The 22,317-nt window shown below is 59.1% G+C and carries 17 protein-coding genes and 1 riboswitch; of the genes, 15 read left to right on the forward strand and 2 right to left on the reverse strand.

Translation table 11 applies throughout. The features are described 5' to 3' along the window. Positions 1-166: 166 nt before the first annotated feature. From ACSEXW_RS10260 to ACSEXW_RS10305, 10 genes are all read left to right on the forward strand, one after another. Entirely contained in the window at positions 167-871 is a 705-nt protein-coding gene (locus tag ACSEXW_RS10260) for a response regulator transcription factor (protein WP_438446039.1), read from the forward strand. A gap of 1 nt (position 872) precedes the next feature. Beyond that, positions 873-1,832, forward strand: coding sequence for a sensor histidine kinase (locus ACSEXW_RS10265; RefSeq protein ID WP_438446040.1), 960 nt, complete (start codon positions 873-875; stop codon positions 1,830-1,832). 80 nt (positions 1,833-1,912) lie between these two features. Continuing rightward, positions 1,913-2,848: an ABC transporter ATP-binding protein gene (locus ACSEXW_RS10270; RefSeq protein ID WP_438446041.1), complete on the forward strand. Its 936-nt coding sequence runs from the start codon at positions 1,913-1,915 to the stop codon at positions 2,846-2,848. Continuing rightward, positions 2,832-3,521 (forward strand): ABC transporter permease, encoded by a 690-nt coding sequence (locus tag ACSEXW_RS10275; protein ID WP_438446042.1) that lies wholly within the window; start codon positions 2,832-2,834, stop codon positions 3,519-3,521. The genes ACSEXW_RS10270 and ACSEXW_RS10275 overlap by 17 nt, the downstream gene beginning before the upstream one ends. A 122-nt stretch (positions 3,522-3,643) precedes the next feature. After that, complete coding sequence (locus ACSEXW_RS10280) at positions 3,644-5,431, forward strand: sensor histidine kinase (protein WP_438446043.1); 1,788 nt, start codon at positions 3,644-3,646, stop codon at positions 5,429-5,431. Between the two features lies 1 nt (position 5,432). After that, complete coding sequence (locus ACSEXW_RS10285) at positions 5,433-6,704, forward strand: response regulator (RefSeq protein ID WP_438446044.1); 1,272 nt, start codon at positions 5,433-5,435, stop codon at positions 6,702-6,704. A gap of 141 nt (positions 6,705-6,845) precedes the next feature. After that, positions 6,846-7,793, forward strand: a complete 948-nt coding sequence (locus ACSEXW_RS10290) for a carbohydrate ABC transporter permease (RefSeq protein WP_438446045.1) — start codon at positions 6,846-6,848, stop codon at positions 7,791-7,793. After that, positions 7,786-8,628 (forward strand): carbohydrate ABC transporter permease, encoded by an 843-nt coding sequence (locus ACSEXW_RS10295; protein WP_438446046.1) that lies wholly within the window; start codon positions 7,786-7,788, stop codon positions 8,626-8,628. Before ACSEXW_RS10290 ends, ACSEXW_RS10295 begins: the two co-directional genes overlap by 8 nt. Before the next feature lie 117 nt (positions 8,629-8,745). After that, the gene (locus tag ACSEXW_RS10300; RefSeq protein ID WP_438446047.1) at positions 8,746-10,098 is read left to right on the forward strand and encodes an ABC transporter substrate-binding protein; all 1,353 of its coding nucleotides are present in this window, start codon (positions 8,746-8,748) and stop codon (positions 10,096-10,098) included. A 161-nt stretch (positions 10,099-10,259) separates the two neighbouring features. Continuing rightward, entirely contained in the window at positions 10,260-11,840 is a 1,581-nt protein-coding gene (locus ACSEXW_RS10305; protein WP_438446048.1) for a glycoside hydrolase family 43 protein, read from the forward strand. A gap of 62 nt (positions 11,841-11,902) precedes the next feature. Here ACSEXW_RS10305 and ACSEXW_RS10310 read toward each other — a convergent pair whose 3' ends face one another. Next, on the reverse strand, positions 11,903-13,489 hold the full coding sequence (locus tag ACSEXW_RS10310) for a methyl-accepting chemotaxis protein (protein ID WP_438446049.1): 1,587 nt from the start codon (positions 13,487-13,489) through the stop codon (positions 11,903-11,905). 126 nt (positions 13,490-13,615) lie between these two features. Continuing rightward, positions 13,616-13,700, reverse strand: a riboswitch (cyclic di-GMP riboswitch). A 255-nt stretch (positions 13,701-13,955) separates the two neighbouring features. On the opposite strand from ACSEXW_RS10310, the gene ACSEXW_RS10315 reads away from it, so the two are divergent. The 4 genes from ACSEXW_RS10315 to ACSEXW_RS10330 all read left to right on the forward strand — a co-directional run bounded on the left by ACSEXW_RS10315 (position 13,956) and on the right by ACSEXW_RS10330 (position 19,462). Then, a complete protein-coding gene (locus ACSEXW_RS10315; protein ID WP_438446050.1) occupies positions 13,956-15,233 on the forward strand; it encodes a hypothetical protein in 1,278 nt (425 codons plus the stop codon). A gap of 213 nt (positions 15,234-15,446) precedes the next feature. Then, positions 15,447-17,258 carry a sensor histidine kinase gene (locus tag ACSEXW_RS10320; RefSeq protein WP_438446051.1) on the forward strand — a complete coding sequence of 604 codons (1,812 nt, stop codon included), beginning with the start codon at positions 15,447-15,449 and terminating at the stop codon, positions 17,256-17,258. Next, positions 17,224-18,015 carry a response regulator transcription factor gene (locus ACSEXW_RS10325; protein ID WP_438446052.1) on the forward strand — a complete coding sequence of 264 codons (792 nt, stop codon included), beginning with the start codon at positions 17,224-17,226 and terminating at the stop codon, positions 18,013-18,015. The genes ACSEXW_RS10320 and ACSEXW_RS10325 overlap by 35 nt, the downstream gene beginning before the upstream one ends. A 139-nt stretch (positions 18,016-18,154) precedes the next feature. Next, a complete protein-coding gene (locus ACSEXW_RS10330; RefSeq protein ID WP_438446130.1) occupies positions 18,155-19,462 on the forward strand; it encodes an extracellular solute-binding protein in 1,308 nt (435 codons plus the stop codon). A gap of 265 nt (positions 19,463-19,727) precedes the next feature. Here the strand turns inward: ACSEXW_RS10330 and ACSEXW_RS10335 are convergent, their stop codons facing one another. Continuing rightward, entirely contained in the window at positions 19,728-20,870 is a 1,143-nt protein-coding gene (locus ACSEXW_RS10335) for a family 8 glycosyl hydrolase (protein ID WP_438446053.1), read from the reverse strand. 407 nt (positions 20,871-21,277) lie between these two features. Here ACSEXW_RS10335 and ACSEXW_RS10340 point away from each other — a divergent pair, with 407 nt between their 5' ends. Further along, positions 21,278-22,252 carry an ABC transporter permease gene (locus ACSEXW_RS10340; RefSeq protein WP_438446054.1) on the forward strand — a complete coding sequence of 325 codons (975 nt, stop codon included), beginning with the start codon at positions 21,278-21,280 and terminating at the stop codon, positions 22,250-22,252. Positions 22,253-22,317 lie beyond the last annotated feature (65 nt).

A 22,317-nucleotide genomic window follows, 5' to 3' on the forward strand; every position in this document is an offset into this window, starting at 1 on the left:
CCATTGAAGTCCTCCCTTGGAATGGAAGCCCGACGCTTCCATCCGACCAAGGAAGGGCTTCTTTTGCTTTCCATCCAGCCCCTATGTTCCCTGGGGCATTGGGTATTCCCAGAATGTGCCTTATAATGGGATATAGTAGAACCAAGATCCGAACAGGCGGTGCACAATGGCAGATACGGTATTGCTGGTGGAGGACGACCGGCATTTAAGTGAGATCATATCCCGTCATCTGACGACGGAAGGGTATCTCATCCAGACAGCTTACGATGGCGAGGAAGCGGTGCGGCTGTTTCAAGGAGGCACGTTCGATCTGATCATTCTCGATCTGATGCTTCCGCTCTTGAACGGGATGGATTTCCTGCAGCGGGTCAGACAATCGAGCTGGGTTCCGGTCCTGATCGTCTCGGCCAAGGATGGAGACCTGGACAAGGCCCTCGGGCTCGGGTTCGGTGCGGACGATTATCTGGCCAAGCCCTTCTCCCTGATCGAATTGACGGCAAGAGTGAAGGCGGCCATTCGCCGTTACAAGCTGTCGGCACCAGGAATCGCCCCGCCCAGCCCGGCAGACCGGTTGATCCGGCAGTTCGATCTGATCATCGATCCGGACAATTTCTCCGTCATGAAGAACGGGGAACCGATCCGGCTGACGGCGAAGGAATTTCAGATCCTGAAGCTGTTCGCCACCCACCCGAACCGGGTTTACACCAAAGCGCAAATCTACGAGCAGGTATGGAACGAGGGCTACTACGGGGATGAGAATGTAATCAACGTCCAGATGAGAAGGCTTCGGGAGAAGATCGAGGACGATCCCTCCTCGCCGCGGTATATCAAGACCTTATGGGGAATCGGCTACAAGCTGGGGGAGCAATAAGATGGCCTATGTATGGGGCGCGCTATTTCTCGTGTCGGTCGTGATGCATATCGTACGGATCAGGAAAACGAAGGAACGGAACGCGAATCTCCGCTACATCTGCGGGAAGCTTGACGGCATCATCTCCGACCAGACGGCGGAACGGCTGCTGCTTGTCACGGCAGAGCCCGAGCTTAGGGATCTGCTGATCGGGGTCAACCGGCTGTTGGCTTACAACCATGAGGTGGTGTCGGACGGGAACAGGACCAAGCTGTCGATGCGAAGGATGCTGTCCAACGTTTCCCATGATCTGAAGACACCTTTGGCCGTGATCTTGGGCTATATCGAGACCATCCGGCTTAACCGGGAGCTTCCTGCAGAGGAGAGGGAGGCTCTTCTTGTTCATGTGCAGATGAAGGCCGTGGAAGTGTCGGATCTCATCAATCAATTCTTCAACTTGGCCAAGCTGGAATCCGGAGACTGGCAGATTCGCCGGAGAGCCGTCCTGCTGGATGAAGTCTGCCGCAAGAGCATTCTCGGCTACTACGATATTCTGACAAGCAAGGGCTTTGACGTAAACATCGAGATTCCGGAGGAGCCCGTCACGATCTATGCCGACGAGGAGGCCTTAAGCCGGATCCTGGACAACCTGATCTCCAACGCCATCCGGTACGGAGACGAGGGCAGAACCGTCGGCTTGAAGCTGAGCCATGACGACTCCCATGCCTATATGGAGGTGTGGGATCGCGGCAGAGGCATTGCCGAGACGGACAAGGAACGGATCTTCGAGCGCTTGTACACGCTGGAGGACTCCCGGAGCACCTCGACCAAGGGGAGCGGTCTGGGACTGACCATCGTCAAGCGGCTGACGGAACAGATGGAAGGCACCGTCGAAGTAAGCAGCGAGCCGTATGTGCGCACGGTGTTTACCGTGCGGTTTGCCATGCTATCCTATGGGGGACGCCCGTCGCTTGCCCCGTAAGATTTTTGTAAGAAACGGGTAAGAGAATCGACAGGACCCCCGGATATACTGGAGAAAAGGTTCAGGGGAGGACAGCAGGCATGAAATATATACTGCGAACGCATCAATTGACGAAGAGCTACCGCGGGAAGGAAGTCGTCTCGAACGTCAGCATGAACGTGCGGAAGGGCGAGATCTACGGCTTCCTCGGCCCCAATGGGGCGGGGAAAACGACGGTCATGAAGATGATGGCGAATCTGGTGAAGCCGACCGGCGGAGAAATCGAGATCATGGGGGAGAAGCTGACCCACCACTCGTATGAGCTGCTGAAGCGAATGGGCAGCATTATCGAATATCCCATCTTCTTCGAGAAGCTGTCGGCCCGCGATAATTTGGAGCTCCATTGCGAGTATATGGGCTTCTATAACAAGGGCGCCATCGAAGAGGCGCTGAAGCTGGTCGGCTTGAGGAATATCGAGAGCAAGCCGGTACGGGACTATTCCCTCGGTATGAAGCAGCGGCTGGGCATCGCACGGGCCATTACGACCAAGCCGGAGCTCCTGATTCTGGATGAGCCGATCAACGGCCTGGATCCGGTGGGCATCCGCGAGCTGCGGGATCTGTTCGTGATGCTCAGCAGACAGTATGGCATCACCCTTCTCATTTCCAGCCACATCCTGGGGGAGATCGAGCAGATTGCGGACACCGTGGCCGTGATCCGGGAGGGCAGGCTGGTGGAAGAGGTGGCGATGGAGGCGATCCGCGGCAAGAACACCGAATATGTGGAGCTGCAAACTTCGGATGTAACCAAGGCCGGCTACGTGCTGGAGAGCGTTCTGCATCTATCGAATTTCCGGATCATGGAGGGCGGCCGGACCATCCGCATATACGAGCGGAGCGTGGCCCAGGGGGATATAGCCAAAGCGCTGATCATGAACGGCGTTCCCGTAGAATCCTTCAACAAGAAAAGCCATAGCTTGGAGGATTATTTCATGCAATTGGTACAGGGAGGCGAGAAGCATGCTGCATCTCATTAGATTGGAGCTACGACGCTTTAAGATCCGGGGACCGGTCCGAACCTTGGCCATTGCCACACTGGCCATCCTTGGATTTGTCCTTCTTGTCGGATATTCGGAGGTCGCGGAAGGGACGAAGCCGTTCCGGGATTATGCGGAAGCGCTGGATGTCATTGAATTGTTTGCCAAATCCACCTTTGTGATCTACGCATCGGTTCTGCTCTCCAGACTCGTGATAGACGAATACCGGAACCGCACCATGACCATTCTGTTTATGTATCCGGTCAACCGGAAAAAGCTGCTCTTCTCCAAATTACTGATTGTAGGCGTCGTGACCTTCCTTTGTATTCTCGTATCCGATGTGCTGGCTTCGGTCGGCTTCTATTTCTTCAACGAGCGATGGAGCATTGTGCAGGATCCGCTGACAGCCGAAGTCATGGCGAACCAAGCCTTGTCTCTGGTCGTGAATGCGGCCGCTTCGGCGGGCATGGCCCTCATTCCGCTGTTCTTCGGTATGCGCAAAAAGTCGGTGCCGACCACTATTGTCTCTTCGATTCTGATCATCGGCATCCTGAATACGGGCGACAACAATGCGAACCTCGGCACCATTATCGGGATCCCGATCACGTTGGGTTTCATCGGCCTTCTGGTCGCGTACCTGTCGATCCGCAAGGTCGAGCATGTTGATCTCTAAAGGCAGCCCGCGCGGGGAAAGGGTATTGCGGCGGCGGAAGGACAAGTGATATGCTTGGGGCGGATTCGCCCGCAGGCCGGTTTGGCCGCGAGGCGGCTTTCCGGAGGAGGCAGACTGAACCGATGAACCACTACATCGCCCGTACTCCCATCCAAACCAAGCTCCTGATCTACTTCCTGCCGCTCCTGGTCCTGTCCGTGACGATGACCGGCGTATTCTCCTATCTGACGGCGGAGCGGCAGCTCCGGAAGAACGCCTACTACCTGCTCTCGGATACGGTGCAGCAGACGAAGACTTACCTGAACGACAAGTTCTATACCCTGTTCGAGCAGCTGGTGGTCATCGAGGAGAACAACGCCTTCCGCAACATTCTGAGCGGCAGGGGCCAGACGGTGGAGGAGAACCGGTATGACGACATCATCGACCTGCGCAAGCGCTTCGATGAGATCTATCTGGCCCACTACCAGATGGTGGATTCCATCTTCGTAGCCTTCAACAACGGACGGTCCTTCCATCTGCAGAAGGACTACATTCCCCGCAAGGTGGGGGTGGATCTGGCGGACTGGGTCGACCGCTACCAGAGCAACGAACGGGGCTACTATTGGCTGAACGGACACCAGGACCGGGTCATCGACACGGTGGAGAGCCGGGACGTGCTCAGCGTCTTCAAGATCATCGGCACTCCCCGGTCCGAGGTGAACGGGCTGGTGCTTCTCAATATGAGGCAGCAGTATTTTCTCGATATCATGCGCAATGTGAAGGTCAGTCCCAACGGGCATCTGGCCCTCGTCAGCCCGGACGGCGTGCTGCTATCCAAGGAGCCGGATGAGAAGTACCGCGTCGGCGGCGACGTGCTCCAGGGGCTCACGCAGAGGTCCGGGCCGAGCGGAGAGCTGGCGGTCCGCAGCGGCACCGGCGAGAGCATGACCGTCATGTACAATACGATTCCCATCAACGGATGGGTCATCGCGGCCGTGGTGCCCGACAAGGACATCCTGAAGGATGCGGGCCGGATCAAGTCCTTCACGCTGGTGTTCATCGTGGTGATTCTCTTGGTCTTCGCCGTGGTGGCCACCGTGGTGGCACGGAGTCTCAGCAATCCCATCCGGTACTTGTCGAGACAGGTGAAGCAGTTCGAACGGGGCCACTTCGACGTGGACTTCCGGCTGGAGGAGCGCAATGAAATCGGGGTGCTGGCCAACGGTCTGGCGCGGCTCCTGCAATCGGTAAAGGAGCTCCTGCAGAAGGTTCGGGACGAGCAGGAACGGAAGCGGCAGATCGAGCTGCTGGCTCTGCAGTCGCAGATCCAGCCCCACTTCCTGTATAACACGCTGGCCTCGATCAAGCATCTGGTGGATATGGGGGAGAACGAGCGGGCTTCCTCTATGGTCGGAGCGCTGACCCGGTACTTCCGGATCGGCATCAGCCGGGGCAAGGAAGTGATCCCCATCCGCGAGGAGCTTGAGCATGTGAAGAGCTATCTGACCATCCTGAAGCTGCGGTACAGCCGCGATTTCGACTATGAGGTGGAGGTGGACGAATCGGTCCTGGAGCTGCCGATCATGAAGCTGACGCTGCAGCCGATCGTCGAGAACGCCATCTATCATGGCATCAAGAACAAGACGGACCGCGGTCTGGTCCGTATCGAGGGACGGCGCCGGGGGGCGGAGGTCCATCTGACGGTGACGGATGACGGGCCGGGTATTCCGGCGGACAAGCTGGAGCAGCTCCTTGCCTCCATCGCCACTCCGGATGTGGAGGAGGCGCCCATCACCTTCGGTCTCCGGAATGCGCATATGAGGCTCCGGCTGCATTTTGGAGAAGGGTATGGGCTGAAGCTGGAGAGCGAAGAGGGAATCTGCACGCGGGTGACGGTGGTCATTCCTGCCGGCGGGGAGGGGGACGTCTAGGATGCTGAAGCTGTTGATCGTGGATGACGATGATTGGATCCGGGAAGGGCTGAAGCGCAACATCCCGTGGGAGGAAGCGGGAATCCAAGTGGCGGGCACCGCCTCCAACGGGCAGGAGGGGTGGGAGCAGGTGCGTCTTCTTGCGCCGGATCTGCTCCTGACCGACATCCGGATGCCCTTCATGGACGGGCTGCAGCTGGCGGAGAAGGTGGCCGGCGAATACCCGGATATCAAGGTGGTCTTCCTGACGGGGTATGACGATTTCGCCTATGCCAAGAAAGCGCTGCAGCTGAAGGCTTCGGACTTCGTGCTGAAATACGAGGAGAACGACAAGATTCTGGAGTCCGTGGCGGCGGCGGGCCGTAATCTGGAGGAGCAGCGGCGGGTGTCGGAGAAGGTCCGCAAGAGCTCGGGACTCATCGAGAACCAGTTCTGGAGCGATCTGCTGGCCGGCTCGGGCAGCGAGGAGCGGGTGAAGCGGGAGGCGGAGCTGATCGGGCTGCCTCTGCGCGGTCCGTTCTTCGGGGCGGCGGTGATCCAGGCGGAGGGAAGCAAGCGGTTCAACCGCCCGAATGCCCCCGAGAATCCGGAGCTCATGCTCTTCTCGGTGAAGAACATCTGCACGGAGCTGTATCCGGGCGGGGCGGAGGGGCTGCATTTTGCCACGTATAACCAGCGGGTGAACATCATCATCCAGACGTCCGACACCGGGGACAAGGAGCTGTTGAACCGTCGCCTCAACACCCTGCTGGAGCCGATCCGCGAAGCCATCTCCCGGTATCTGAAGATTCCGGTTTATATCGGTGTGGGAGCCTTCTACGAGGGGCCGGGCTGGCTGCCGGTCTCGTACAACGAGGCGCTTTCCGCCGTCGGGCTGAAGGATGTGGCATCGGGCAGCGGCATCATCTGGAGCGATGAGATCCGGTACAGCCGCAGCTCCCATCAGACGGTCATCGACCGGGTGATGGAGTACATCCGAAAGCATTATGCGAATGAGGACCTGAGCCTGTCCCAGATGGCGGAGGAGGTCCACATGACCCCGGCCTATGTGAGCACGCTCTTCAAGAAGTATAAGGACATGACCGTGATGGACTATGTGACCGGCGTGAGGGTGGAGAAGGCCAAGGAGCTTCTGGCCGGAACGGATCTGAAGGGCTATGAGGTGGCCGAGAAGGTGGGCTACGCCAATGCGCAGTATTTCAGCGTGCTGTTCAAAAAAGTGACGGGCCAATCCCCCATCGAGTACCGGCAGCAGATGCAGACGGACCGCTGAGCGCCCGTCTTGGACGTGCAAGCCAACCCGCTTATAAGCGGGTTGTTTGTTTTTTTTGTATAAAATATCAAACAACCTTCGAAAATTATCTTATTCAAGAGAACGCCCCCTCCGGCTACTATTAAGTCAGGAGGTGCTGATATGAGCAAGAACGCACAACTGAGCATCGGGCAGCCGGCATCCGAACGGACCAGGAAGAAGAAGTCCAACGCCGACACCTGGTTTCCCTACCTGCTGATTGCCCCGACGGTGCTCTTGATCGCGGTGGTCATGGTATACCCCATTCTCCGTGTATTCGATCTAAGTATTCAAAGCTACGACTTCACCCGTATCTGGGAAAAAGGCTACATCGGCCTGGACCACTTCGTGAAGATCTTCACCGATGACGATCTGTTCTTCGAATCCCTGGGCATCACGCTGAAATGGGTCTTCATCGAGGTGTTCCTGCAGCTGGTCTTCGGCCTGATGCTGGCCCTGCTCTTGAACCAAACCTTCCGCCTGCGCGGGATGGTTCGCTCCATGGTACTGGTGCCCTGGGCGGTATCGGGTGTCCTGACCACCATGCTGTGGGCCCTGATGTACAACCAGCACATCGGCGTCATCAACGACCTGCTGATGAACCTGGGGATCATCCACAGCAAGATCGCCTGGCTGGCCAATGTGGAGACCGTATTCGGCTCCGTTGTGGTGGCCGAGCTGTGGCGGGGGATTCCCTTCTTCGCCATCACGCTGCTGGCTTCGCTGCAATCGATTCCGAACGACGTCTACGAATCCTGTGAGGTGGACGGCTGCGGCAAGGTCCGCAAGCTCTGGTACATTACCCTGCCGTATCTGAAGGAGAGCATCCTCTTCGCGACGCTGCTCCGCGGCATCTGGGAGTTCAACTCCATCGACATGATCTTCACGATGACCTCGGGAGGCCCCATGAACATGACCACCACGCTTCCGATCTACATGATGAAGACATCGATTCTGGACGGCAACTACGGCTACGGCTCGGCGCTCGGCGTCGTCACCTTCCTGTTCCTCCTGATCTTCGTCATTCTCTACCTGAAGCTGAACGGATACGGGAGGGAGCAGGATGCCTAAGACGCTGAACCGCATTGTGTCCCGGGCGGGACTGTTTTACCTGCCGCTGGCGGCGGCCCTTATCTTCATCATGGTGCCCTTCCTGTGGGCCCTATCCACCTCGCTGAAGCATGAGAAGGACATCGTCAGCGAGACCATCTCGTACCTCCCGAGTCCGGCCACCTTCGAGAACTTCGTCCACGTGTGGAACGACAACAAGTTCTCGGTCTACTTCGGCAACAGCCTGTACGTCTCGTTCCTGTCGGTCATCGCCATCAGCCTCTTGGCTATCGCCAACGGCTATGCGCTGAGCCGCTTCCGCTTCAAGGGCAAGAGCACGTTCATGATCATGCTGCTCGGCACCCAGATGATGCCGGTCATGCTGTTCATCATCCCGCTGTTCCTGATCTTCAAGACCATGGGACTGATCAACACGCCTTATTCGCTGGTGCTGTTCTACATCGTCTCCCAGACTCCGTTCAACACGCTGCTCATGCAGGGCTTCGTCTCCTCCATTCCGAAGGAGATCGATGAGGCGGCCATGGTGGACGGTGCGGGACGGATGAGGATCATCTTCACCATCATCGCGCCGGTCATCCTGCCGGGCATCGTGGCCACCAGCGCCTTCGCCTTCATCGGCTGCTGGAACGAGTTTCTCGTCGCCTTCTCCTTCATTACGACGGAGAATCACTTCACCATCCCGATCGGGCTGAAGTTCATGATCGGCGAATTCAGCGTAGAATACGCCAAGCTGGCCGCAGGCAGCATCATCGGCCTGATCCCGCCCGTCATGCTCTTCATGTACATCCAGCGGTTCCTGATCCAAGGCCTGGGCGGCGGCGCCGTCAAGGGCTGATTGACCGGAGAGGGCATCCCCTCTCGCCGATGTGCCGGGAGCCCGGCTTCGCTGCCGGTGGCTCCTTCACATAGCCATCATCCGCATAAGCTTCTACCAAACAGGAGGTCAACACGTATGAGAAAAATGAAACTCGGCCTGACCCTGGCCCTGTCGACAACCCTGATCGCAGCGGCAGCGGGCTGCGGCTCCAAAGACGAGTCGCCCGCAGCCTCGGCGGCCCCTGCCGGAACGGCTGCCTCCACATCCTCCGCCGCGCCGGCCAAAGAGACCAAGATCAGCTTCTGGGCGGCGGCCGTGACTCCGGAGCGCAATGCCTTCTTCGAGGGTGTCGTCAAGGAATTCATGGAGAAGTACCCGAACATCAAGGTCGAGTATCTGGGCGTACCGGGCGATCTGGCCGCATATGAGCAGAAGTTCAACGTGGCCGTATCCGCCGGCCAGGCGCCTGACATCACGAATAACTTCAAGGCGGACATGATCGCCCGCGGCCTGCTGGAGCCTCTGGACGGCTATCTGGAGAAGTGGAGCGGCAAGGATCAGATCAACGCCGCCAACCTGACCTCCAATCGGGCCATGGACACCAAGGAAGGCAAGCTGTATGCGATGCCTTATTCCACCCAGACCTGGAACATGTGGGTTCGTCCGGACTGGTTCAAGGATGCGGGCATTCCGGTCTCCGATTCGTGGGACCAATTCTTCGAGGACATCAAGAAGCTGACCGACAAGTCCAAGGAGCGGTACGGCTTGAGCATCCGGGGCGGCGCGGGCAGCGCCAATACGCTGGAGATGCTGATGTATTCCTACTCCGGCATCCAGGAGTACTTCACCAAGGAAGGCAAGGCCACCATCAACGATCCGCTGCATGTGCAGTTCGTGGAGAAATACCTGGGCGCGTATAACGTCTTCACCCCGGAGGACGATCTGAATAAGGGCTGGACCGAGCTTGCTGCTACCTTCCAATCCGGCAAGACCGCCGTCGTAGTCCACAACCTGGGCTCCGCCAGCTCCCATGAGAAGGCGTTCAACGGCGACCGCACCAAGTTCCAAGCGGTACCGTTCCCGAAGAGCGTCAAGGGCACCCGCGTACACCCGGGCCTGATGCCGCTGGGACTCACCATGTCCAAGACCGCCAAGGATAAGGACGCCGTTTGGACCTTCATGACCTTCTACCTGTCGAAGGAGACCAACAGCAAGTACGCCAAGCTGTACGGCGAGATCCCGGCCAACAAGGAAGCCGCCAAGGATGCATGGGTGCAGGAGCTGCCGTACATGAAATCCGCCGCGGACCTGCTGGCATCCCCGGACACCAAGTTCGCGCAGAACCCGTATTACCTGGCCGGCTACAACAACGTGCAGAAGAGCATGGAGCCGATGATCCAGAAGGTCATGTCCAAGAAGATGACCGCCAAGGAAATGCTGTATGAGTGGGCCAAGCTCCTGGAGAAGGAGAAGGCCGCGCAAAAATAAAACCGCCGGGCCCTAGAAGCCGGCGTCAGCCAAGTCCCGCAGAAGCGCAAGGGCTCTGCGGGACTTTGTTGTGCATAGGCGTCAAGGCCTGGCGCCGGCGGCTGGGTGCGAACGAGCGGAAATAATCGGCAGGCACACTGCCAAGGGATGGAGAGGATCACATGAACACGGAGCAAGCGGAGAACAAGAAGCACGTCTGGTGCGCCGATCTGGGGAACGGCCGGTATAAGAACCCTGTGCTGTATGCGGATTATTCGGATCCGGATGTCGTGAGCCACGGAGGCTATTTCTACATGACCGCCTCCAGCTTCACCAGCGTGCCCGGACTGCCGATTCTGCGGTCGGGGGACCTGGTGAACTGGGAGCTCATCGGCCATGCGGTCGAGCGGCTTCCGGAGCGTTACGACGGACGGGTGCTGCACGGCTGCGGCGTATGGGCTCCCAGCATCCGGCACCATGCCGGCAGGTTCTGGATCTACTTCGGCGATCCGGACATCGGCATCTTCATGTGCAGCGCAGAGGATCCGGCAGGACCCTGGTCCCCGCTGCACCTGGTGAAGGAAGCCAAGGGCTGGATCGACCCCTGCCCCCTGTGGGATGAGGACGGGCAGGCCTATCTGGTCCACGCCTTCGCCAAGAGCCGGTCGGGCATCAAGCATAAGCTGCAGGTGTGCCGGATGAGCCCGGACGGCCGCAGCCTGCTGGATAACGGTACGCTGGTGTTCGACGGCACGGAGAGCCATCCGACGCTGGAAGGACCTAAGCTCTACAAACGGAACGGCTACTACTACATCTTTGCTCCGGCCGGCGGAGTGCCGACGGGGTGGCAGGCAATCTTCCGCTCCCGCAGCGTCTTCGGGCCTTACGAGGACCGGATCGTGCTGCACCAGGGCGATACGCCGGTCAACGGCCCTCATCAGGGCGGTTATGTGGAGCTGGAATCGGGCGAGAGCTGGTTCCTTCACTTCCAGGACCGGGATGCTTACGGCCGGATCGTCCATCTGCAGCCCATGCGCTGGGAGAACGATTGGCCCGTGATGGGGGAGGACCGGAACGGAGACGGAATCGGAGAGCCGGTGCTGGAGTGGTCGAAGCCCAACGTGGGCCGGGAGTGGCCCGTTGCGGTTCCTGCTACGGGTGACGAGTTCGAGGGAGCCGTGTTAGGGCTTCAATGGCAGTGGCAGTCCAACTGGAAGCGGGACTGGTACTCCCTGGAGGAGCGGCCAGGGCATCTGCGGCTGTATGCCCGCCCGCATCCGGAGGGCGTGGACGGAACCTTGTACCGACTGCCGCAGCTCTTGTGCCAGAAGCTGCCGGCGCCGGTATTCACCGCCGCCGCCAAGCTGGAGCTGTCCGGCGGTCCTGGGGTTCGGGCGGGGCTGTGCATGTTCGGGCACCGGTATGCCTTCGCGGCTTGCGAAGCCGACGGACCGGACGGCGCCAAGCTGGTCTTCGCCTTAGGGGACGGGACCGGTGAAGCCCCTGTGGAGACGGTCCGGGAAGTGGTGCGTCTGGACGGCATCGGCACAGACCGCTGTGTGCACCTGATGGTCCGGGTGGAGGAGGGGGCGCTGTGCACCTTCTTCTACAGTGTGGATGGGACCGCCTTCCAACCGGTCGGCGCCCCCTTCACAGCGGAGGTCGGCGGCTGGACCGGCGCCAAGCTGGGACTGTTCTGTCTGCCGTCGGCGGACGGCGCGCCCGGTGGCTGGGCGGACTTCGATTCCTTCCGGATCTACTAAAATAGAAGGGGGGCCGATAAGTCGTCTGACGACTTATCGGCCCCCCTCTCGTTCCCCAAGCCCTACAGCTTGAACTTGGCAACCTGCGTATGAAGTGCTACGGCCATTTGGGCCAAGGATTGGGAGGTTGAGGCCATTTCCTCGCAGCCCGCGGAGGCCTCTTCCGTTCCAGCGGAGATACTCTCCACGGACCGCATCACATCCGTAGCTTGAGCGGCCTGCTGCTCGCAAGCGGCGGCGATTTCGGAAACCTTCTGAGCCGTTTCGTTCACCACGCCCATGATGCCGTCGAAGGCTTCTCCCGTCTTTTCGGAGGCGGCGGTGCCGCCTTCGACGGCCTTGACGCTGTGACGGGTGTTTTCCTGCATCCCCTTGATGATGGCGGAGATCTGTTTGGTCGCTTCGCTGCTCCGTTCCGCCAGCTTGCGCACTTCATCCGCTACCACGGCGAAGCCTCTGCCCTGCTCCCCGGCGCGGGCGGCCTCGATGGCCGCATTCAGCGCCAGCAGGTTCGTCTGATCGGCGATATCGTCGATGACATCGATGATGTCCCCGATCTTGCGGGAGTCTTCGGCTAAGAGTCCCATTTGACGGTTGATCTGAGCCATGCCCTCAATGGAATGGCGGACCACTTGGCCCCCTTCCTGGGCCAGATTCAACGTTCTCTGAGAGAGGCCGGACGCGTCCTCCGCACTCTCCGCCACGGAGTTGATGGCAATGGAGAGCTCCTTGAACAGCTCGTTGATCGTTTGGGCGTCCTGCGCTTGACTGTTGCTGCCGCTGGAGATTTCCTCCGAGCCGGCGGAGATCTGCTGGGCGGCCGCCGATACGCTTTCGGCCTGCTGGAGGATGCCGGTTATGGTCAGGTGCAGCGTACCCATCGTACGGTTGAGTGCCGCGGCCAATCGCCCGATCTCATCCTTCGAGTCCAGCTCCACCGTCTCCCGCAAATCGCCTTCGGCCACTTTGCCCAGCACGCGGAGCACCTGATTCAAGGGAGCCGATATCGACCGGGCAATCACGAGGCCCAACGCCAGGCTGGCCAGAGCGGCGGCTGCGATGATGCCGATCGTCAGATTGCGGGAATCCGCGAAGTCATCCGCATTGGTCTGATTGATGATATCCGCCGATTTGATATTGTAATCAATCAGCGCCTGCAGCAGCTTATGCCGCTCATCCCGAAGGGGAACGACCTTCTCCAGGTAAAGCTCATAGGCCTCGTCATTCCGGTTCAGCAGGGCAAGGTCCAGGGCCTCCTGCCGGACCTTGCGGTAGTTCGGCGTAAGCGCGGTATATTTGGCGACAGTATCCGCTTCGTAGGAATCCAGTCTGGTCTTCTGGTATTCGCTCAACAGCTTGTCGTTCTGGCCGGACAGATCCTGAAAACGCTGGAGCAGCTCCACATTCTTCTTTTCATCCATGTTGACCATCAGCTCATACAGATAGGACTCCTGCTTGGTGACGTTCGTTTGGATCGTATTCAAGGTCTGATTGGGCAGGAGATTCTCTTCATACATGCTGTTGGAGGCATCATTCATCTTGGACATTCCTATGTATCCGAGGATGCCTGTGGCCAGCAGGCAGACAAGGCCTACGATAATCAGCAGATTGATTTTTACCCTGACATTGAAATTTCGTAACATATTCATGGTTGAACCCCCATCATCTCATTGGTTTTGGTGCTCCCGTTGTTGATGATCATTCAGGCAGCCGGCCCCCTTCCGCATACACCAAAAAAGACCGCCCGAAAACAACGGGCAGTCCGAACGTGCCCACTTGGCAGCCCGGCTGCCATAGCGTCACCGCCGCAGGCCCGAAGCTTTGCGTCATTGCCTTTCGGCAATTTTGCCTCTACAAATGAAGATGTCACAAATGTGACAAAATGCGAGTTTAATCGACATAATACCACGAAATCTCGTCCCTATCATCAGGGAAAATCCCCCATTGAGCCAAGAATGTGCAAGCCGGGCAAGATCCTCCTAACGGATTTCCGGCACCGTCAAGAAAATCCGATTGCCCGTGAAGCCGCTGAGCCCTATCCTGAAGTCAGACGCGGGGGAAGGCGGCTAGCCGCCCCGGCGGACTCATCCGGGATAGACCGGAGGGAGGCACGATATGGGAACCAGAAGAACGGAAGAAGTGGTACATCTTGCAGATCTGGACATTCGGGCGGCAGGGCCCCGGTGCAAAATGCTGCTCGGCGATCTGAACGGCGACGGTCGGATGGAAATCCTGCTGGTCCAGCCGGACAACCGGCAGGACGTCCGCTATATTCCCCACCAGGTTCAATGTCTGACGGCTTATGACCTGCAGGGGCGTCTCTTATGGCAGACCGGCAGGCCGGACCCGGGCGCGGGGAGCCAGGGCTCGGATTATCCGGCCCAGATCTATGATATCGACGGTGACGGCCGGCTGGAGGTCCTGTGCGTGATGGACGGCCGGCTGCATATCCTGAACGGACAGGACGGCTCGGTGAAGAAGGTCTGCGACCTGCCGGATCCGGAGGCCCACGACTGCATCATCATCGCGAATCTGACTGGGGGAGAGCGGGCCTCGGACCTGATTCTGAAGGACCGGTACCGCCGCTTGTGGGCTATGGACCGGGACTTCAACCTGCTGTGGACCCATGAAGGCAACCCGGGACATTTCCCTTGGGTATACGATCTGAACGGAGACGGCTTCGACGAGGTGATGGCGGGGTACGATCTCTTGGACCATCAGGGCCGGCCGCTGTGGAGCTGCAAGGAGCTGGAGGATCATGCCGACTGCATCTGGATCGGTGACGTGAACGGGGACGGAGCACCGGAGCTGGTAATCGGCGGTAGCGTCACCGTCATGTATGACGCCGTCGGGAAGGAGCTGTGGCGGTACGACGGCTCTGTGGAATCGCAGCACATTGCTCTGGGACGGTTCCGGCCGGAGCTGCCGGGCCTGCAGGTGGCCGGCCTCGACCGGCTGGTCCGGGAGGACGACGGCAAGGGTCTGAAGGGAAAGGACGCCCTGTTCCTGCTGGATGCGGAAGGGCGGGAGCTGTGGAAGGAAGACCGCACCACGGACGGTTGGCTGACCATCATCGATACGTTGTCAGGCTGGAGCGAGGGCTCGCCTGACTACATCCTGGCCTTCCGCCGGGGCGGGGGGGTCTATCCGACCTTGTACGACGGCCATCTGAACGCCGTGGCGGAGCTCCGGACGGAAGGGTATGCCGTGCATGCGGACCTGTTCGGGAGCGGCACGGAGCAGGTGATCATCTATACCGATGACCGCGCGGCGATCTATGCGAGCCGATTCTTTGACCTGTCGGCCGCCGCTTCCGGAGCTCCACTGCCACAGCCGAAGCGGCTCTACAGCTCCACGCTCTATCCGGGCGGGGAGGCCGCCCGGCGGGAATAAGACATGAACCTGCCTGGAAGCCTCCGGCACCACTTCAGATGTGGATGCCGGGGGCTTCTTCTGTTCGGCTTGCGAAGGTTCCCATTGGCAGAACGGGATGCAATCGATTACACTGTAGGCAAGCACGCTTCCTCCCACCATGTCCAGTCCCCACGGCGAAGCACAGTCTCAGGCGGCTGAATCGCAGCAACGCTCATGAAGGAGGCCCCGTCCATGCTTTCCCGGCTCAGGCCCTTTAACACGCTCCGCAACCAGATCCTATTCGGGTTCATCCTGGTGATGGCGGCCGTGCTATTCATCTTCGGAATCAATATGTACCATAGCGTGTCAGGTTTGTTGAAAGCGAGCGCTGCCAAGCACATCCAGCAGACAGCGGTTCAAGCGGGTGGCCGGCTGGATGCGGTAATCGGCCAGATGGACACCCTGACCGCCCAGATCATGACGGACAGCTACGTCCAGGAGCTGCTCTTGGACCATCTGAACAGCCGTCCTCCCGGCTTCACGGAGAGGCAGAGCCTTGCCCGGACGGTGAGCCGGTACCAGACCTATTCCAAGGGCATCAACCGGATCGAGCTCTATACGGCCGATTATCGGCGATTGTTCCCGCTGGACGAGCTGAGTCTGGATGGCCGGGTCGAGGTTCAGTGGATTCGCAAGGCGGAGGAGCAGAAGGGACGTCTGCTCTGGCTGGGATTGGATCCACGTGAACCGGACAGCGTTCTGGCCTTGCGCCGGATCAGCTTGGTGGACCGGTGGTTCTCTTCCGGCGGATACCTCCTGATCAGCATGGACCGGAGCACCTTCCATCTCCGGGAAGCCATGGATGCGGACGGCCAGGGGCTGGAGACCATGATCCTGACGGATCCAGAGGGCATCCCCATCACCTCCGACCTGCCCGGTCCCGGCCTGCCGCCGGGACTCCTCCAATCCTCGGGTCCGACGGTGCTGCTGCAGGACGGGGAATATATGGCCGTCCGCCATAAGTCCGTAGAAACCGGCTGGACGCTCTTGATCCTGACGCCTCTACGGGAAGTGACCAAGGGGATCTCCGTGCTCCGCACCGCCATCCTGGTCTCCGGCGCCATCGGGTTCGTACTGTTCCTGTTCCTCTCCTACTGGCTATCGGGACTGATAACCAGGCCGATCCTTCGGCTGATCAAGACCATGCGTGGAGCCCGGGACGGCGTCCTGAAGCCTCATCTCTCGGATTCACGCACGTTGGAGCTCCGGGAGCTGAACAACACCTACAACCAGATGGTGGACAACATTAATGAACTGATCCGGCTGGTCTATGAGAAGGAGCTGGTCCGGAGCCGGACGGAGCTGAAGGCGCTACAGGCCCAGATCAACCCCCATTTTCTGTACAATACGCTGGAGGCCTTCTATTGGTCCTTGTCGGAGAAGGGAGAGGAGGAGCTGGCGGATCTGGTCATCGCCATGTCCCATATCTTCCGGTATGTCATCAGCAGTCCCGAACGGCGGGAGTGGGTGACGCTTCAAGAGGAGCTGGAGCATATCGAGCGGTATCTCCAGATCATGAAGATGCGGCTTGGGCTGCGGCTGGTCTGGTCCATCGAATGCCCGGAGGCCTGTGCCGCCGTGCCCGTGCCCAAGCTGCTCATCCAGCCCCTGGTGGAGAATGCCATCGTCCATGGTATCGAAGGCCGGGTAGAGGGAGGCACCATCCGGGTCCGGATTCTGCCCATGGGTGACGGTGACCGGTTGTCGGTCACCGTCGGCGACGATGGGGCGGGGATGGAGGAGCGGGAGCTTCGGGAGCTGCAGAATGCCTTAGATAAAGAAGAAACGGCCTCTCGGCCAAGGGATGCCGCTTCTCCTTCCAGAGGGACCGGGGTCGGCATCCGGAACGTCAAGCGGAGGCTGGAGCTGACCTACGGGGAGACGGCAGCGGGCCTGGCCATCACCAGCCAACCGGGGCAGGGCACGACCGTCCGATTTGAGATTCCACTAACAGGGGGAGAGACGGAGTATGGCAACGGAACGGACCGTATTGATCGTCGATGACGAGCCCAGGACCCGGGAGGGAGTCCGCAAGACCCTGGAGGCCGAATGGTCCGGGGAGCTGCAAGTTCTGACTGCGGCCAGTGCGGCGGAGGCCATGGCCATCATGGAGCGGCAGCAGGTCCATCTGCTCATCACCGACATCCGGATGCCGGAGATTACGGGTCTGTCTATGGTTGAGGAGCAGCGCAGCCGGGGGTATCGGCCGGTGGTGATCGTCATATCCGGCCACGCGGTTTTCGATTATGCGGAGCATGCCATCCGCCTCGGAGTGGTTCAATATCTGTTGAAGCCGCTGGAGAAACGCAAGCTGGTGGAGGCCGTGAAGCAGGCGCTGGAGCTGGAGCGGAGCCGGGAGAGGCAGAGCACCATGGAGAAGGTGGTGGACCGGCGGCTGTTGGAGCTGGACGGGGAGGATGCCCGGGTCAGCGAGGCGGTTCAGAAGGCCAAGCGCTATGTGGAGGACCATCTTGGGACCAGCTTGGGCATGCGGGAGGTATCGGAGCACGTCCACTTGAACGCCAGCTACTTCAGCTTCCTGTTCAAGGAGCAGACGGGGCTTACCTTCAGCGAATACGTCACACGCCGCAAGCTGCAGAAGGCGAAGGAGCTGCTGCTGGCCACGCCGCTCTCCGTTCAGGACATCTCCGAGCAGGTCGGGTACGGGAACGGCAAATACTTTATCAAGGTCTTCAAGGAATATGCCGGCATGAGTCCGAGCCAATTCCGCAAGATGGGGGCAGATTCCAAAAATAGGTGACCTTTCCCCAATCACCGCTGCCTTTTGGGAGTCCGAAGGGTATGCTATGATGGAAACGAGACCGAGTAAGCGCTTACGCGCCTGCTTCGAATCAGGCTAGGGGGACGTGCATGTGGCGAACAAAGCTCGTACAGGACGGATGGCCTTCACCCTGCTGATTGCCGCTGCATTGGCGGGCTGCAGCCCGACCGGCGGCAAGAAAGACGCGGCCTTATCGGCGGCGACCGCCCCCAAGGCGGAGAAGGTGACGATCAACTTCATGCATCTGTGGCCGGCAGCCAGCTCCAAGCAGCAGAACGCCATCGTCAACCAGATCATCGACGAATATCAGAAGGCCAATCCCAACGTGACGGTGAAGCAGGAAATTCTCGAGAACGAGCAATACAAGAGCAAGCTAAAGGTGCTGTCGGCTTCCAACCAGCTCCCCGACGTGGGCATGACCTGGGCAGCCGGCTTCCTGGAGCCGTATGTGAGGGGCGGGCTGTTCGCTTCCCTGGATGACGTGAAGAACGGCAGCCAGAAGGACAAGTTCGTCTCTGGAACCACAGAAGCCTATGCGATAGACGGGCAAACCTATGCGTTCCCCGTGGAGCTGAACATCACACCCGTCTACTATAATAAAGCGATCTTCGCCAAGTATGGTCTGCAGGCGCCTAAGACCTACGAGGACTTTCTGTATATTGTGAAGACCCTCGCCCAACAAAATGTCGCTCCTATTGCTTTGGGCAATAAGGACCGGTGGACCGGCTCCTTCTGGTATATGTACTTGGCCAACCGCTTCGGCGGCAACGAGCCGCTGAAACGGGCGGTGGACCGCTCCGCGTCCTTCGAGGAGCCCAGCCTGATCCGGGCGGCCAAGGAGATCGTCAATCTGGTGGATCTGAACGCCTTCAACAAGGGCTTCAACGGTCTCTCCAACGACGAGGGCAAGTCCGAGTTCATGAATCAAAGAGCGGCCATGTTCCTGACGGGTACCTGGGAGCTGCCGAACTTTACGACCAATCCGGACGTGCCGAAGGCCTTCAAGGACAACGTCGGATTCTTCAAGTTCCCGACGGTGACCGGCGGCAAGGGCGATGAGAACAGCTGGGTCGGCGGTCCGGGCGTAGGCCTCTTCGTGGCGGAGAACTCCAAAGTGAAGGCTGAGGCCAAGAAATTCGTCGCCTATTTCGTCGAGCAGTGGGGCAAGGTGTCCGTTACGGACGCCGGCGTGATCCCGGCCACCAAGGTGGACACCTCCAGGGTCCAGCTGCCGAAGCTGTATATCGACCTCTTGAATGAGCTGAACAATGCCAGCAGCATCACCCTGTTTGCAGACGTTCAGATGAAGCCGACAGCGGCCGAAACCCATCTGAACATGATACAAGCCATCTTCGGCAAGGCCGTGTCTCCGGAGGAATTCGCCAAGAAGCATGAGGAAGCGCTGAACAAGGCGGCGAAGGAGTAATGAGATTGCCGGCGGATGCCGCCATAGTTCAAACAAAGTCCCCTTCTGACATCAGCTGTTAAGCTGGCAGAAGGGGATTTTGTTTGGGTTGCGGCTTCGGGTGGCAGCGGGGGCGGGGTGCCCCCGGCTTAAGGCTTCAGGCCGCCTTAAATTCTGTGAGGTCACGGCTGTGACCCGTTTAAGGCTTCCTGAAGCCTTATCGCTTACCGCAAGCCGTGCGGCAGCGGGGTGCCCCCGACTTAAGGCGGCCTGAAGCCCCCTGCTCTTACGCCTGCACCGGGTGCCAGATGCGGTACTTGCCGCTCAGGGCAAGCAGGCTGAAGAAGTAAAGGCAGTTGTCGTAGTATCGCCGCGCGCCGGTGCGAAGGGGCGTACGCCACAACAGGTCCACCGACGCCCGCGCGTTGGGACCGTCCGTGGCCAAGGCCGCCATGGCGTTGGTGGCCAGCAAGCCCACCGGGTGGAGGGCCTTCTCCTCGAAGGGCTCTCCGGCGATGGTATACCGGCGGTAATCCGCCGGGTCCTTGCCGGCGAAGAAGGCCTGGATCCGGTCAGCCTCCTCACGCCGCCATTCATCCGCGCCGAACCACGCTGAATCAAGCCCCACGTTGGCGGCGACCCGGTAGGAGTCGCTGAAGAAGTGGCCGAAGCCCCTGTCGTTGTTGGGGGTTCCGTCATAGTGGGCGTATTCGGGAGCAAGGCCGGTTACCGGATGACAGGAGAGCTGGAGGTACCTCCGGCTGGCCGCCGCCGCCTCCTTCCAGAAGCCCCGGTCCTCCTCCTTCGCCCATAAGGCGAAGAGCTCGTAGAAATGTGGCAGATGGTAGGAGGGATCGGAATATTCGCAGTCCGGTATGAACTTGATCAGCTTGTGTTCCGGGTTCCACATGGGAAAGCCTGTTCCCTTTTCCCCGTTATGAATGCAGCGGAAGAGGAGCTCTCTCGCCTGTTCTGAATAGTTGAAGGGCTCCGGTCCGTCGCCCCAGCGGTGGGAGGCGAAGAGGAGGGTCATGGCGAAATATTCCTCCCCGTCGGGTGCCGGTCCGTAGGCGCGCTTGGTTCCGTCCAGGTTGCAGGACCAGGCGAAGTAGCCGGCATGGGTGCCCGAAGTCATATACATATAGGTATGGGTCCACTTCCACAGCCGGTCGAATATATCCTTGTCCCCCATCTGAACGGCCATCATCATGCCGTAGGACATCCCTTCGGTGCGGACATCCATATTGCCCGTATCCACCATATAGCCCATATCCTCCCCGGCCGGATGATAGATCCGGACGGCCTCGCTGCCGAAGAACATCTCCTCCCAGGCGGATTGGACCTTTGCCTCGATCTCCTTTTCCGGATAGCCGTACTCCAGGAATACGTTCCGGTATGTGCCGGTAAAAAAGGCTCCCCCGTGTTCCATGCGACTCGCTCCCCTCCCGAAATGTAAACGCATACTTTTCTAGGATAACAAGCCTTCGCGCCCGTCCGCAATTCAGAAATTATAGATGTTTCCTTAGGAATTATAGGTCCTTTCGTCACGTTCGATGTGCGCTGGAGCCCATGGTAAGCGCTATCAGGAAAACCTATACATTTTCTAGTGTGAACTTTACTTTCTCGGGTACTGTGCGAATGGGAACTATATTATCATAATCCACACAGGCAGATGATGATGTGGGAGGAAAGGAAAAGAACGGAAGCTGGCTGCACCGGGTTGTATTCGCTTTCTGACAGCGCATACATATCATGAGTGGGCAGATTGATGCAAGAGCATCGGGCAGGGGGAACGATTCAGAAGAGAGACTATATTTAGAGGAAAGCGGTGGAGATATGGAAGCGATTGAAACGAAGGCAGCAATAGACACGGCCCGCCACAAGGGGCTCGTCAAAACCTCCCTTCTCAAGCATGTCCGGAAGGAGTGGAAGATGTACTCCTTTTTGGTCATTCCCGTATTGTACTTTCTCGTATTCAAGTATGCGCCCATGATCGGCAACATCATTGCATTCCGCAGATACAGAGGAGGCCCGAACTTCCTTGGGGAGGAATGGGTCGGACTGCAGTACTTCCGGATGTTCATGCAGGACCCCACCTTCTGGCGGGCGTTCACGAACAACTTGACCTTAAGCATCACATACCTGATAATCCGGTTTCCGTTAACGCTGGGCTTCGCGCTGCTGCTGAATGAAATCCGCCGGCTCCGGGTGAAGAAATTCGTTCAGACCGTCTCGTATCTGCCGCACTTTATCTCCATGGTTATCGTAGCGGGGATGGTCAAGGAGCTGCTTTCGCTTAACGGGCCGGTCAACATGCTGCTCGCCCAACTGGGCATGGAGAAGATTTCGTTCATCTCCCTGCCGCAGTGGTTTCCGACCATCTATGTGGCATCCGGCATCTGGCAAGGGCTGGGCTGGGGCACGATCCTCTATCTGGCTGCGATGACCGGCATTAATCCCGAGCTGTACGATGCGGCCAAGACGGACGGGGCGAACCGCTTCCGGCTCATCTGGCACGTCACGATTCCGGGGATTCTGCCTACGGTTATGACGCTCCTGATTCTCGATATCGGCGGCTTGATGGGCTCGAACTTCGAGAAGATCCTGCTTCTGTACAACCCGTTGACCTATGAAACGGCAGACGTCATCTCGACCTATGTATACCGGATGGGTCTTGGCGGCGGCACCGGAGCGGGAGGCAACTTCAGCTATGCAACGGCAGTCGGCTTGTTTGAAGGCGTGATCGCACTCATTCTGGTTACGTCAGCCAACTACATTTCCAAGAAGACGACCAAATCCAGCCTGTGGTAAAAAGGAGGAGCTCCCTTGAATGCATCGCTCGGCAGTCGCACCTTTCATATTATTAACGGCCTGAT

It is taken from the genome of Oryzibacillus soli (assembly GCF_051594765.1).
Taxonomy (GTDB): Bacteria; Bacillota; Bacilli; order Paenibacillales; family NBRC-103111; genus Paenibacillus_AR.

Excerpts from the sequence above, each read along its gene's own strand:
- ACSEXW_RS10285 (WP_438446044.1), top strand. The coding sequence starts at position 5,433 with ATGCTGAAGCTGTTGATCGTGGATGACGATGATTGGATCCGGGAAGGG.
- ACSEXW_RS10310 (WP_438446049.1), bottom strand. The coding sequence starts at position 13,489 with ATGAATATGTTACGAAATTTCAATGTCAGGGTAAAAATCAATCTGCTG.
- ACSEXW_RS10270 (WP_438446041.1), top strand. The coding sequence starts at position 1,913 with ATGAAATATATACTGCGAACGCATCAATTGACGAAGAGCTACCGCGGG.
- ACSEXW_RS10290 (WP_438446045.1), top strand. The coding sequence starts at position 6,846 with ATGAGCAAGAACGCACAACTGAGCATCGGGCAGCCGGCATCCGAACGG.
- ACSEXW_RS10265 (WP_438446040.1), top strand. The coding sequence starts at position 873 with ATGGCCTATGTATGGGGCGCGCTATTTCTCGTGTCGGTCGTGATGCAT.
- ACSEXW_RS10320 (WP_438446051.1), top strand. The coding sequence starts at position 15,447 with ATGCTTTCCCGGCTCAGGCCCTTTAACACGCTCCGCAACCAGATCCTA.
- ACSEXW_RS10275 (WP_438446042.1), top strand. The coding sequence starts at position 2,832 with ATGCTGCATCTCATTAGATTGGAGCTACGACGCTTTAAGATCCGGGGA.
- ACSEXW_RS10335 (WP_438446053.1), bottom strand. The coding sequence starts at position 20,870 with ATGGAACACGGGGGAGCCTTTTTTACCGGCACATACCGGAACGTATTC.
- ACSEXW_RS10280 (WP_438446043.1), top strand. The coding sequence starts at position 3,644 with ATGAACCACTACATCGCCCGTACTCCCATCCAAACCAAGCTCCTGATC.
- ACSEXW_RS10330 (WP_438446130.1), top strand. The coding sequence starts at position 18,155 with ATGGCCTTCACCCTGCTGATTGCCGCTGCATTGGCGGGCTGCAGCCCG.
- ACSEXW_RS10315 (WP_438446050.1), top strand. The coding sequence starts at position 13,956 with ATGGGAACCAGAAGAACGGAAGAAGTGGTACATCTTGCAGATCTGGAC.
- ACSEXW_RS10325 (WP_438446052.1), top strand. The coding sequence starts at position 17,224 with ATGGCAACGGAACGGACCGTATTGATCGTCGATGACGAGCCCAGGACC.
- ACSEXW_RS10300 (WP_438446047.1), top strand. The coding sequence starts at position 8,746 with ATGAGAAAAATGAAACTCGGCCTGACCCTGGCCCTGTCGACAACCCTG.
- ACSEXW_RS10305 (WP_438446048.1), top strand. The coding sequence starts at position 10,260 with ATGAACACGGAGCAAGCGGAGAACAAGAAGCACGTCTGGTGCGCCGAT.
- ACSEXW_RS10295 (WP_438446046.1), top strand. The coding sequence starts at position 7,786 with ATGCCTAAGACGCTGAACCGCATTGTGTCCCGGGCGGGACTGTTTTAC.
- ACSEXW_RS10340 (WP_438446054.1), top strand. The coding sequence starts at position 21,278 with ATGGAAGCGATTGAAACGAAGGCAGCAATAGACACGGCCCGCCACAAG.
- ACSEXW_RS10260 (WP_438446039.1), top strand. The coding sequence starts at position 167 with ATGGCAGATACGGTATTGCTGGTGGAGGACGACCGGCATTTAAGTGAG.